Origin of the sequence: Microcoleus sp. D3_18a_C4 (genome assembly GCF_036702415.1) — a bacterium.
Classification (GTDB): Bacteria; Cyanobacteriota; Cyanobacteriia; order Cyanobacteriales; family Microcoleaceae; genus Microcoleus.
The window spans coordinates 18,829-32,021 of record NZ_JAUBTI010000026.1 but is presented as its reverse complement, the minus strand read 5'-3'; the positions used below and the strand labels follow the sequence as shown (position 1 = coordinate 32,021).

At 45.6% G+C, this 13,193-nt stretch carries 9 protein-coding genes; 1 reads left to right on the top strand and 8 read right to left on the bottom strand.

Translation table 11 applies throughout. The features are described 5' to 3' along the window. Positions 1–27 precede the first annotated feature (27 nt). The 4 genes from QUB16_RS14235 to QUB16_RS14220 form a co-directional block, all read right to left on the bottom strand. Positions 28–5,871 carry a tetratricopeptide repeat protein gene (locus tag QUB16_RS14235; RefSeq protein ID WP_333316962.1) on the bottom strand — a complete coding sequence of 1,948 codons (5,844 nt, stop codon included), beginning with the start codon at positions 5,869–5,871 and terminating at the stop codon, positions 28–30. Between the two features lie 191 nt (positions 5,872–6,062). After that, the gene (locus QUB16_RS14230; protein ID WP_333316960.1) at positions 6,063–7,139 is read right to left on the bottom strand and encodes a calcium-binding protein; all 1,077 of its coding nucleotides are present in this window, start codon (positions 7,137–7,139) and stop codon (positions 6,063–6,065) included. Between the two features lie 337 nt (positions 7,140–7,476). Beyond that, positions 7,477–8,265 carry an SDR family oxidoreductase gene (locus QUB16_RS14225; protein WP_333316958.1) on the bottom strand — a complete coding sequence of 263 codons (789 nt, stop codon included), beginning with the start codon at positions 8,263–8,265 and terminating at the stop codon, positions 7,477–7,479. A 222-nt stretch (positions 8,266–8,487) separates the two neighbouring features. Next, positions 8,488–9,393: a nuclear transport factor 2 family protein gene (locus QUB16_RS14220; RefSeq protein WP_333316956.1), complete on the bottom strand. Its 906-nt coding sequence runs from the start codon at positions 9,391–9,393 to the stop codon at positions 8,488–8,490. Between the two features lie 185 nt (positions 9,394–9,578). Here QUB16_RS14220 and murG point away from each other — a divergent pair, with 185 nt between their 5' ends. After that, on the top strand, positions 9,579–10,676 hold the full coding sequence (murG, locus tag QUB16_RS14215; RefSeq protein ID WP_445251125.1) for an undecaprenyldiphospho-muramoylpentapeptide beta-N-acetylglucosaminyltransferase: 1,098 nt from the start codon (positions 9,579–9,581) through the stop codon (positions 10,674–10,676). Positions 10,677–10,714: 38 nt separating this feature from the next. On the opposite strand, the gene QUB16_RS14210 is transcribed toward murG, so the two are convergent. The 4 genes from QUB16_RS14210 to QUB16_RS14195 form a co-directional block, all read right to left on the bottom strand. After that, complete coding sequence (locus QUB16_RS14210; RefSeq protein WP_333316954.1) at positions 10,715–11,128, bottom strand: hypothetical protein; 414 nt, start codon at positions 11,126–11,128, stop codon at positions 10,715–10,717. Further along, positions 11,112–11,561, bottom strand: a complete 450-nt coding sequence (locus QUB16_RS14205) for a type II toxin-antitoxin system antitoxin SocA domain-containing protein (RefSeq protein ID WP_333316952.1) — start codon at positions 11,559–11,561, stop codon at positions 11,112–11,114. Before QUB16_RS14205 ends, QUB16_RS14210 begins: the two co-directional genes overlap by 17 nt. 149 nt (positions 11,562–11,710) lie before the next feature. After that, on the bottom strand, positions 11,711–12,307 hold the full coding sequence (ureG, locus tag QUB16_RS14200) for an urease accessory protein UreG (protein ID WP_333316950.1): 597 nt from the start codon (positions 12,305–12,307) through the stop codon (positions 11,711–11,713). 44 nt (positions 12,308–12,351) lie between these two features. Further along, positions 12,352–13,065 carry an urease accessory protein UreF gene (locus QUB16_RS14195; protein WP_333317025.1) on the bottom strand — a complete coding sequence of 238 codons (714 nt, stop codon included), beginning with the start codon at positions 13,063–13,065 and terminating at the stop codon, positions 12,352–12,354. Positions 13,066–13,193: the final 128 nt, after the last annotated feature.

The following is a 13,193-nucleotide window of genomic DNA, read 5'->3' as shown; positions in this document are numbered from 1 at the left end:
CTACCTAGCGAGGTATCCGGAAAATTTCTAAACTTTGCTTAGTTCAATGGCGCGGTTGTAAGCCTCGATCGCCTCATCAATCTCGCCTTTTTCTTGCAAAGCATCCCCTAATTTGTGGTGAACTTCCCAGATATCCGGTTTCAACTCAATAGTTTTTTCATAACATCCGATCGCCTCATCCAACTGACCCCAACTGTCCAAAACATCCCCCAAACTTTGATAAGCTTGAACCAAATTGGGATTTAACTCGATCGCTCTCCGATAACAGGCGATCGCCTCTTCGCGCCTATCTAGACTTGCCCAAGCTTTCCCCAAACCGTAATGAGGTGCATCGAAATTTGGGTTCAGATCGATCGCTTGTCGGTAAGCCGCGATCGCCTCTTCGCACTGTCCCATAACGCTCAAAACCTCCCCTAAATTGTGATAAGCATCCGCATAACTCGGCTGCAACTGAATCGCCCGCCGGTAACACGAAATAGCCCGCTCCAACTGACCCAGTTCTAACAAAGTATTGCCCAGAGTAAAGTGTTCATCAGGCTTTGCCCAATTGATATCGAGAGTGAGAGCTTCATACCAGCATTCTGCCCCTGCTTGCGGCTGACCGGACTGCACAAATACCCTCGCTAAATTCCGGTAAGCCGATGCTAAATTAGGTTTAATTTTAATTGCTTCTTGGTAACAAGCAATTGACTTTTGCCACTGTTTCTGCTGAGCGTAAAGGCTGCCTAAATTCGCGCGAACTTCAGCAAAATCCGGCTCGATTTCCAGGGCTTGAACGTACCAATACCTCGCGGCCTCTGCTTTGCCCATAGCTTGGGTAGCATTCCCCGCAATCTTGTAGGCAAATGCTGCATCCGGTTGGATTTCAATAGCTCGCTTGCACTCCGCGATCGCTTCTTCAAATTTCCCCTGCGCGTAATAAGATTCTGCCTGTTTGATGTATGTTTCTGCACTGACAGAATTGACGATCGCTACAGGTTTGCCGCTGTTACTATTACCGCTATCGAGTGCGGATAATGTTAGACTTTCGGCGGATTTTGAATGACCGTTATTCAGATTGTTTGCTAGTGCCCCAGAAGCGATCGCATCCCCAGCTTCCACAGCGGCAGCAGGTTGGTGACTGTTGCGATCGCCCTTTACCCGCGTCGCATGGGCAAAAGTATCTGCTGCTTTACTGCCAGATACCGAAGCGTTGCCGTTAAGTGCTGCCACTTTCTCCAAACAGACAGCAGCTTCATCTAACTTGCCTTGCTTTTTTAACGCTGTCGCCAGATTTTGGTAAGCCGCAGTTAAATTCGGATTTAACTCGATCGCGCGGCGGTAACAGGCGATCGCATAAGTAATTTGATTTTGCTTAAACAAAAGGTTGCCCAATTTAAAATGCTGATCTGGCGATACCTTTTCCGGTTCCAAAGAATAAGCTTCGTACCAGCACTCGTTCGCCTCTTCCTGTTTGCCCTGCTGCGTCCACACCCTAGCCAAATTCCGGTAAGCTGGTGCTAAATTCGGTTGGATAGCAATCGCTTTTTGGTAGCAAGCAATTGCCGGCGATAGCTGTTTTGCCATAGCATACAATGTGCCAAGATTTACGTAAATATCTGCATCGTTAGACTTAATTTGGACGGCTTTTTTATAGCACTCGATCGCCTCTTCTATATTCCCTTGCACTTGCAAAATCTTGCCCCACAGTTTGTAAGCAGCCACCGCATCTGGTTGGATTTCAAGAGCTCGCTTGCACTCAGCAATAGCCAGATCGAACTGTTTTTGAGCGCAATAAGATCCCGCCCGCTGAATGCAGTCATCAGCCGTTTCTGGTTGCCGAAAATCCGCCGTAAAACCGCTATCAACAACTGTCACAGGCGACAAAACCTCAGCCGAGTTTTGAGCGGCAGGTGCAGAATTTTCCGCAAGGGCGATCGTATTTAACTGTTGCGGTACAGCCGGAATTGTTGCCTGTTGCTGCAACTGTACGCGAGGTTTTTCAGCAGAGATTGTGGAATCGAGTTGCAAGGAGTTAGCTGCAACATTAGCCGGCAAACTAGATGTTTGGGGATTCTGAGGTGACTCAGATTTGGGATTAAAACTCACAACTACTGTCTTGAACAAATCCCCAAAAATGTTAGCAGGACGTTCAATTATCTTTCGATAACTAGCAACTTCTTCCTGCACCTTTTTTTGAGCTTTGAGAGCATTTCCTAACTGTTGGTAAGCTTCGTTTGAATTGGGGTTTAACTCGATAGCATGGCAGTAGCAGCGTATAGCCTGCGTTACCTGATTCTGCCTCAAAAAATTATCGCCCAGATGAATGTGTTCTTCAGGAGTAGCCTTGGCAGGTTCTAGAGAATACGCTTTAAACCAGCACTCGTCAGCCTCCGATAGCTGACCCATTTGCGCCCACACCCGAGCTAAATTTCGGTAAGTTGATGCTAAATTCGGCTGAAGGGCGATCGCTTTTTGGTAAAATGCGATCGCAGATTGCCACTGCTGTTCCTGAGCATAAAGCGTCCCCAAATTAGTATAAGCTTCAGCAAAATCAGGATCGAGTTCAATCGCCTTAGCATAGCAATTTTTCGCCTCCTCTACCTTGCCTTGAGCTTGCCTAGCATTACCCCAAATTTTATAAGCCCTAGCATCTGGTTTAACTTGGATAACTCGCTGGCAAGCCGCCGCCGCCTGCTCAAATTTCCTTTGAGCATAAAACGCTTCTGCACCTTGAATGTAGACTTCAATATCGCCAGGGTTGAAGGCTAAAACACCTTGAATGCTATTAGTTTTTGTATCTTCTACCTGAGCGGAATTTGCTTTTTGATAACACATTAAAGCCCGCTCCCAATTTTTCTCTTGGGTGTACAGAGTAGCAAGATTAGTATAAACTTCTGCAAAATCCGGCTGAATTTCCAGAGCTTTCACGTACCAATGCTTTGCCTTAGTTAAATTACCTTGTACTTGACTAATCTTGCCCAACGTTTTGTAAGCTGGTGCAAAATCTGGTTTCTGCTTCAGGGCTTGCTCGCAAGCCGCTACAGCATCGCTTAACTTACCTTGTTCTAAATAAAATTCTGCCCGTTTTTGGAAATAATCTGCTGATTCTTGGTTCATAATTGCTGTAGGATTTTTAGGGTTTTCCAGAAATCTTAAATCTAGGGAATTTTTTGAACTAAATAGATTGGTCTCTTCCAGCATTTTTTTGAGAGAGTTCAAATTGACTAAAATATCTTCCGTCAATGGATTTTGATACATTAAATGTCGAATTTGGCCACAATTAAAGCTCTCTCCTATTACATAATAATGTTCTAGATTTACCTGCTGAGATATCGCCCAATAGTAGTGCCTGATATAATTGGGAGAGACTAGCTCAATTACTTTTGTTTCTGAACCACAAAAGATAATATTTGTCAGACCGCTACCGTGAGGCGCTACGATAGCTTGGGCGCGAGAAAATAATGCTATTTGCTCCTCCACACTCATAGTTTCTAGTAGCACTGAAACAAAACCAAATCCCCTTAAAAATTGTATAACCTGTTCTTCATTGATTACTCGTCGGTAGCTGGATTGGCTGCGGCTGATATAGATGCGTTCTGGATAAATATATTTGCGATCGTCTTGCTCGCTTACCTGTGTACCTCTAGCGAGAAAGATGTTTGCACTACAGAGTTGTTTAAATTTTTCATTTAAAAAAACCCGCCTCAAAAACTCAAGCCCCTGCGGCGACAGCCAGCCCAGATATCCAGGAAAAGAGGGAACAATTAATTGTTTGGCTTGAATGTAAGGATGGCGATCGCTCTCTATAATTTTATATTCAGGAATTCCTAATGCTTTCAGGGTTTCTCGCTGAAAAGGCTGCTGGCAGCTATTAACCAAAAACCAATCTATCTCTTCCAGATTTATCCCCCAACGCTGCAGAACTTCAATCCGGGGCAAAATATCCACCATCCAGTGAAAATAGACATTTCCCGAAAGTCCAGCCAATACCGCCACCGTACCGTCTATCTTTTCTAAAGGTGGCAATTCTTCCGGTTTTAAATTCAGAAACCTGTGCTGAGTAGAATGTTTATTTTCGCATCCCGGCAACTCACCCGGATATTCGCGGGAAAGTTCGGGTAAAAGCCGATCGCCAGAATCGATAATAGCAATAGCATTGCAAATCATCCAAGAATTTTTCTGCGGTACAATCCAAGCCCGCCCGTTTGGGAGTGAAGTCACAAATGTTTCCGGCGACTCAACAGCAGTCTCTCCCTGCTGAGTACAAGAATATACGCCATTACCTAAATGCACAGGCTCAAACTGTCTGAAAATCCGCTTGAGACACCGCTGACAATCTAAGCCCTGACATTCCGATTTGGGATTTTTATTGCCGTTAACAGTGGAGGGGTGTTTCATGCTTCCCAAGTGAGAGTCAGAGTCGCACTCCGACAGGGAATGAATTCCCTGTCTCATAGCTGAAGTCCTCTGAAGAGGACTAAAATCCCACTCTTTAGTCCACTTTAGTGGACTTTCGCTATTAGCCAGGGGTTTCAACCCCTGGCGGGCTGAGGGAGAATGAATCCGCTTCTGTTTAAGAGGACTAAAAAACCGTTCTTTAGCCCACTTTAGTGGACTTTCTCTATTAACCAGGGGTTTCAACCCTTGGCGGGCTGAGGGAGAATGAATCAACTCCTGCTGTTTTTTCAATACAGCCTGCAACTGTTCGGAAACATCCGAGCGATCGCCCGCAATTGCCCGCACCATGTGGTAAACTACAATCGCTGCCGAAAATCGTTTTTGCTGACTCAAGCAATGAGCCAGCCGCAAGTAAATATCCGCATTCTTAGGTTGAATTTGTAAAGCTTTTTGGTAATAGCTTTCTGCTTGTTCGTACCCGCCGTACTCGAATAAGGCGTTTCCCAAATGGAAGTAAGTCTCTGCTAAATCGATAAGCAATGATGAAAGATGAAGCGGATTGTTAGCAAGACTAGAAATGGCGTAACCAGAGCCGTCCTTTCCTTGAAGTTGCTTCAGAAATCGCACACAGGCTATTTGAGAGCGATCGAGTTCATTAAGTTCTTGTACGGAAGTCAACCGCATCTCTACTTGGCGGCAAAAACCATCAACAAACTCGCTTTGCAGGGCAATAGCCTTTTGCCAACATAGCATTGCCTCAGCTAAATTGCCTTGTGCCATCAAAGAAACGGCCCGATCGCTGTATGCCGAAACCAGATCGGGATCTTTGCTAATTACCAACTCAAAACATTCTATTGCAAAAGTATGCAGCCCCAATCTTTGGAATGCTTTGCCCAAATTGTAACGGGCCATGACTAATTCTGGCTGCAACTCGATCGCGCGGCGGCAAAGGGCGATCGCTTCCTCTGGCTTCCCCAGTTGTAACTGAGCAATACCTAAATTATTGTACAGAGCAGCATCATCGGGCGCCACAGCTATTCCCGCTTGAAAAACCACAATTGCTTCGTCAACTTTGCCCTCCTGCACCAGAAGGCAGCCCCAATTGCTGTAGGCATTTACCGCGTAGGATAAAAGAGCTGGTTGAGAGCTTTTTTTCCAGCAAGATATCGCTTGCTGGTAACTGTAAATCCCTGCTTCTATCCTTCCTTGCTGGTGAACGGCAACGCCTATATTGTAGTGAGCTTGAACGTCATCTGGGTTGACAGCCAGTGCCTGTCGGTAGCTGCCGATCGCTCCTGTAAAATCCCCCTGCTGTTGCAGAACTCTACCCAAATTGTGCTGCAATTCGAGGCTGTTTTTTCCGAGAGCCAGTGCCTGCTGGTAGTGAAAAGCAGCATCTTCTATCTTTCCCGCCTGCTCGCACAGCAAACCCATTTTGGCAAAAGCTTCTACTAAATTGGAATTTTGTTCTCTCCCTTGGGTGCTGAGCATACTTAATTAAATTAGTAATTTTAAAAGGTAAATTGCAACCGTCGCTAGCCCTAACTGACATCAGGCACTCAAGTCATTAACCAATTTTCTGATTGGTGAAGCCCGCTCACTTATTTTTTTGGTGAGTTTTTCGCCAGCCGCTAATGTTTAAATTATATTAATGATAGATCCACCCTCAATCGGGATAAACTTTAAATGATTTCAAAGTTATTCGACCCCAGATTCAGGTTATTACCTACTTGAGCGACGATCGATATTTGACCGTTTTGATTGCGGTAGTACAGCGAACCGTCAACCGGGTTGTAGATGACATTAGCCGCGCCCGCTGCCCCAGGAGTGTTGGGATTGAAATTGGGGTCGGTAATAAATTGGTTGCCAGTTAGATTGCCCGGTATCAAAGCATTAAACACAGCTTGGTCAAGCTGAATTTTATCTTCTGTAGGATTAAAATCGGTCAGCGTATCCATATTATCTGCCCCGACAAACTCGAAACGGAATGTATCCGCCCCGGCACCACCTGTGAGGGTGTCATTTCCTCTGTTGCCAGAAATAATATCGTTACCAGTACCGCCTAATAGCAAGTCATTGCCTTTACCGCCGTACAAGGAATTATTGCCCTCACCACCTGTTATAGTGTCATTTCCCTGATTGCCACTTACCAGGTCATCTCCAGGACCGCCATCAACTACATCCTCACCTTTACCGCCGTACACACCATCATTGCCTTCGCCACCGCTGACGACATCATTGCCTTCGCCACCACTTGCGAAGTCATTGCCACTGCCACCACTTACGGTGTCATTGCCTATGTCGCCAAAAACAGCGTCATCGCCGATGCCGCCATCGACGACATCATCGCCTTTGCCGCCGAACACGGTATCGATGCCTTCTCCGCCACTAATAGTATCTGCTCCTTGGTTGGCCGAGAGAACATCATTGCCAGCACCACCATCGACTACATCATCACCTTTGCCGCCGAACATGGTATCGATGCCTTCTCCGCCGAACACAGAATCGTTGCCTTCTCCAGCGTTTACAACATCATTTCCATCGCCGCCTCTCAAAACGTCATCGCCGCCGAAACCCAAAATGATGTCTTCGCCACCTAAACCGGCAACTTCGTCATTGCCAGAGCCTAGATTGATTTGATCGGAACCGATGTCGCCGTTAATTCTGTTTGGTAAATCCGGCGAGCCTTGGATAATTAGACCCCCAAGAGCGTTCTGTTCAACGCTTAGGGGTGGGGTGGAATTTGTTACTTGGGACATAGCCTGTCATCTCAAATGGGGGGATATCTATCCAGAGGTTTATCTCTCTGGTGAGATTTACTAGCTACAATCCTGATGTCCGGAATAGTTCTATGTGAAATTACTCAAAAAATGCCAATTATTTGTTTGATTTTTATATACTTAAAAAAAATTGAGTCAACCGGAAAAGATTTAACTATCCAGAACTGTTGAATTCACACTTCATACCCAATCATGCTGAGAAATCCCTCATAACACTCAGCGGTGGGAACCTTTCCTACAGAAACGAAGTCTGAGCATATAGGGACTAAGAAATAAAGGGGATATTTAAGTAGGATTTGGTATCAAAACTCACAACTCACAACTCTTTTCGGTGAACCAGAGTTGCACTAGCTTGGTCTGTCGGAACTAGCAAGACTTCGCTAATATTGACGTGGGGCGATCGCGTCGCGCAAAAATACACGACATCGGCTACATCGTCCGCAGTCAGCGGTGTCAATCCTTGATAGACATTTTTGGCTTTTTCTGCATCGCCGTGAAACCGGACATTACTAAATTCTGTTTCCACCAAACCAGGCTCTATTTCCGTCACCCGCACTGGTGTTCCCAAAAGGTCTTGTTTTAACCCTTCAGAAATAGCTCTCACTGCTGCTTTGGAAGCGCAATAAACATTGCCTTTCGGATAAGCTTGGCGGCCTGCTATTGACCCGATATTCACTACGTGGCCGCGGCCTCGGCTTACCATTCCCGGCACGATCGCACGAGTCATGTAAAGCAACCCTTTAACATTGGTATCAATCATTTCTTCCCAATCTTGAAAGTTGCCTTCGTGCAGTTTGTCTAAACCACGGCTCAATCCGGCATTGTTAATCAGAATATCGATGTTTTTCCAGGCATCGGGAAGCGCCGCTATCGCCGATTCGACTTGCGGGCGATCGCGCACGTCCAATTCTAGCAAATAAATCTCGTTCGCCGATGCGATGGATTTTGTTTCTACAAGTTCGTTTGCCAGTCGATCGAGCTTTTCAAGACGGCGGGCTGCTAAAATTAGTTTGGCTCCACCTTTGGCGAATATCTTGGCACAGGCTGCTCCGATACCGCTACTGGCACCTGTAATGAAAACAATTTGGTTTTGGATAGAAATCATTTTTAATAAGAAGGAAGATGTATTAACCGCAGAGGGCGCAGAGGGCGCAGAGAGAGGAAAGAAGAGGAAAAAACGTAGTTTTTAGTGGGTATAAGATTAAGTCGGGTCAATTAACCATAATTCTTGTAGGGGCAGGTTTACCGGGTTCTCTCATTTGTATTAGAGATTTTACTTAAACCGCCACTACAGAAATTACTCAAATAACCCATAACACCTATTTTATTACTTGACAACCCGCAATCGCACACTAACTGTTGCAATTCCACCTTGTCGCATCAAAACTGCTGAAACCCACCGATTTTCGGGCGTAGCCGGAGCTTTACCTACTTTAAAAATTCCCCCAGAATTTAGCAACTCTAGCTCGACTTCTGAGGGATTAAAAAAGGTTTTTTCGGTAATGGGTTCCTCCAAAACAGTCCCTATTAAAATATCATCGCCGATCGGCTCTCGCACAATGGCATCAAAATAGTAATCTTCGCCTACCTTAACTTGCTCCGGCAAATTTACTTCAATTGTGGGAGGATTATTGCCAGAACTAAGCTGAGTTTGTTCTGCTAAAATCTCTTGACTAACTATTTTTTCACCTTCAAAGCGCTGCTGGGAACGGATGGTAGCTTTGAGAGTTAATTCTCTGCCATCCTTTTTTTGAGTGCCGGCAATTGTAGTTATGGTTTCTGCAAGAATCGCGCTACCTTCGGTTTTCCAAGATTTGATCTCGGTGCGGTAATTTAAACTCGGATATCGCTCCCAGAGTTGGGTGAGGGCTTTTTCCATGATGCGGCTGTTTAAGCCGTCAGAATGAGTGAAATTCGGGCTGTAAAATGCCATGACTGCTTTGACATCGCGCCGGTTGGCCGCTGCGTCAATTTCTGTTAGCACTTTTGTGAGTGGGGCAGGCGCATTTGCTCTTGTTTGGGCGATCGTTTGGGGAGTCGCCGCGATCGCACCGATCGCTCTTGCCGCACCTTGATGCAGCACGCCAGCACTTACCACTGTTAAACATAACAACATTTGAGCGATCGACTGCCCGCAGTTAAAGCCAAAAACGATCGCCGGATCGGCTTTTTCGTCCCGACGGCCGGAAAAATACTGAGATGCACTTGGCACTAAATTCAAAAAATTACGCATTAGGTGATAATTTGGTTATTTGTCAGGGGTCGTAGCTTGGGCAACTGTTCGCCTGCAACGAAAACTGACAACTGAAGGACGGACACGGCACAATCTAATTTTAGATTGCTGATTGAAAATTGGCTGAAACTGCCGGAATAATAAGCATAATAATCTAAAACCTCAAATATAAAATCGATTGACCTGTGGAACTTGTACTTGTAAAAGAAACAAAAACCTTGACAAAAGCCCCCCTCCGGTTGTTGGTTGCAGCTAGCGGCACTGGTGGACATTTATTTCCCGCGATCGCCACCGCTAGTCAGTTGAACGACTGTCAGATCGAATGGCTGGGAGTCCCAGACCGCATGGAAACCGAGTTAGTTTCATCCCTTTACCCCCTCCACACGATCGCCGTTGAAGGCTTTCAGCAGCGATTTGGACTCGGTACAGTGCGAATTTTGGGCGGACTCGTCGGCTCGATCCTTCATGTGCGGAAGTTGCTCAAAGCGGGAAATTTTCAGGGAGTCTTTACTACCGGCGGTTACATCGCAGCACCGGCAATTCTAGCGGCTCGTTCTTTGGGTTTGCCGGTGATTCTCCACGAATCTAATGCCATTCCGGGGAAGGTGACGCGCTGGTTTAGTCCTTTGTGCACTGCTGTGGCGATCGGATTTGAAGCAGCAGCCCAGCATTTACCCCGCGCCAAAACTGTGGTTGCTGGTACGCCGGTGCGATCGCAATTCCTCGCCCGCCAACCTCTAAATTTGCCAATTCCTGACAGTGTACCTGTAATTTTAGTCATGGGCGGCTCTCAAGGTGCTGTCGCAGTCAATCAGTTAGTGCGCGAGTGTGCTCCGGCTTGGTTTGATGCGGGTGCTTGGGTGGTTCACCTTACCGGAAATAATGACCCCGATGCTGAGAGTTTGAAACACGAGCAATATTTGTCGATGCCATTTTACGACAATGTGGCGAGTTTGTTGCAGCGAGCAAATTTAGCAATTAGTCGATCGGGCGCGAGTGCTCTGACAGAATTAGCAGTAACGGGAGTACCTTCTATTTTAATTCCTTTTCCTCACGCCGCTGACGACCACCAAAGATTTAATGCGGAAGTATTTGCCGCATCTGGCGCCGCCGTGGTATTCCGTCAAAGCGAACTGACAGCAGATGTGTTGCAAAGCAAGGTGCTGTATTTGTTAAGAGATTCCGATTATTTGGAAAAAATGTCTCAAGCAGCTTCTCAATTAGCAGTGAGAGACAGTACAGAACGTTTGGCTAATTTGGTGAGGGAATTGCTGGTGCGGTAGCGAAAATTGGACACCGCCACTAATTTAACGAGTTCTTTTTAATGAGGGTAAAGCGTAAAACCCCTGTCCAACCAAATAACATAAAACACAGCCCCATCCCGATAACCAACCATCGGAGCCTTCCCGCAAAACCGAAAAGCAATAAAATTTACATCATCCTTAAGATGGCTGGGAATAGGTGCTCTAATGGAACTTCGGGCTATCTTCTCGTAGCCCAATCCGTGACGGGGAGAAGCATTAATCTCACTCCAGGTAAGCTGATTTAATTTGTAGAGCGTATCTGCAAAAGCAGCCTTTTCATCTTTTGTGCATTGAGAAAGAGAGTAATCTTTATTCATGTATCGCAAAGAAAATAGAGGTGACTCCTGCTCTGGCGGTAAATCAACAATTTCTCTAGGTGAAATCCTTTTCCCTTTTTCTTGGCGTTGATTTGCCTTAAGACGCTTCTTCACAATTGAGTTGAGTCTTGAAGTATTTTTTCAGGGATTGATGAGTAATTTTTCCGCTATTTTGAGCAGCAAGTTTCCAGGGATATTCTTCGTGTGTCATGTTGCTTAACTTCCATGCAGCAAACTGCCCAAACACAGAGTAAACTTCATCAAGCAGGCTCTTAGTTTCTTCGTCGTAAATCGAAAAGTTTATATATTCTGGACATGGAATTGCACCAGTACCATACTTTTTATAGTGACGGTACAAATCAGGAACAACGGGCCCGTGAGTCCATGCTTCTATGGCTTCAGGAAATAGCGGTTCATCGTACAAAGCTAAATGAAAGCCTTGAGCATAGTAAACCAATTTCTGAAGCTTGAGATTAGATATCAGATCGCCAGCATCTTCACTTGCCTGAGCCAAAAAGTATTCGGCTGCATCATAACAACTCAGCATAACTTACTTGGTAGTCATTAAACGGCAAAACTAGAACGAGATTTTTTTGACACTCCCGCGACTCAAGCAGACTATATTTGTCTGGAGACGTTTTCACGGGGAATTGCGAGCCGTGTCACTTTATTTACATTATACTATATTTTCTCAATCTATGCCCTATTCAATTTAACAAAATTAACTACCGATTCTAATCCTTCCTTTGTCTTCAAGTTAGTAAAAACAAAAGGTTTGTCGCCACGCATTTTTTTCGCGTCCCGTTCCATTACGCCTAAATCTGCTCCTACATAAGGTGCGAGGTCTGTTTTATTAATTACCAACATATCAGATTTAGTAATTCCTGGCCCGCCTTTGCGCGGAATTTTATCGCCTGCTGCGACATCGATTACGTAAATAGTTAAATCTACTAACTCCGGGCTAAACGTTGCCGCCAAGTTATCGCCGCCGCTTTCTACAAACACTAAATCTAAATCAGTAAATTTTTGTTCTAACTCTTCTATAGCTACTAAGTTAATGGAAGCATCTTCGCGGATGGCTGTGTGGGGACAGCCTCCCGTTTCTACGCCCAAAATTCGATCGCTCTCTAAAGCTTGACTCCGAACCAAAAACTGGGCATCTTCCTGAGTATAGATATCATTAGTAACAACAGCAATCTGGTATTGCTGCCGCAGCGCCTTGCACAAAGCATCCAGTAAAGCAGTTTTCCCCGAACCAACCGGCCCAGCAATTCCTACACGAAAAGCACCCATAGCGATTTTAGATTTTAGAGTTTAGATTTTAGATTTGCTGATTTTCAACTGCGAAACAACCGAGTGTACTGAGTTTCGTGGGCCATGCTAGCGAGTCCTAATCCCCAACTGCAACTGCCAAGCTCATCATCTTCTAATTTTAAAACTTCTTGCGCCGTACAGCTAATTTGAGACTGCAAATCTAACAGTAACTGTTGACCTGCTGTTTGACCGAGGGGAATCAGTTTCACGCCCGCACTCGCCAAATTGGCAGCCCAACTGTACAAATATCCTAACACGGCCGCTTCCTCTTCAATCTGCCAGTTGGCTGCGGCAATGCCAAAGCCGATCGCAAAATTGCACTGATTGCCGCCCAATTCCACCAAATCTTTTACAATTGTTGTTAACCCAGAAGCAACGGGCGATTCCCTGCGGGATAGCTTCGCTTCACGCAAATCCAGCAGCAGCCTGACCAAAGTCCGCCCCATTTGCCAACTTTGCAAGCGCAACTCTTCTGTTTCCTTAGCAGCAGTCGCCCAAGCATTCCAGTAATTCAAAGCCGTCAAATCCCCAATCTGGGCCGCCCTCAAAGCCCTTACCACCACAGCGGCTTCTACTCGCACAGCCCCAAATTGCAGCGAATTTTCTAACCACTTCCTCAAATTAATCTCGCTGTCGATCGCACCGGTTTCTACCAGGCTTTCGATTCCCTCAGAATAACTATAAGCTCCCACAGGTGCAAAAGCTAGCTGTAACAAACATAAAAGTTGATTGTTCACTGTTGACTGTTGACTGTTGACTGTTGACTGTTGACTGTTGACTGTTGACTGTTGACTGTTGACTGTTGACTGTTGACTTATTGCTTCTTGAATGGCCGAAAGCAATTTAGTCATAAGCCCTCGGATTC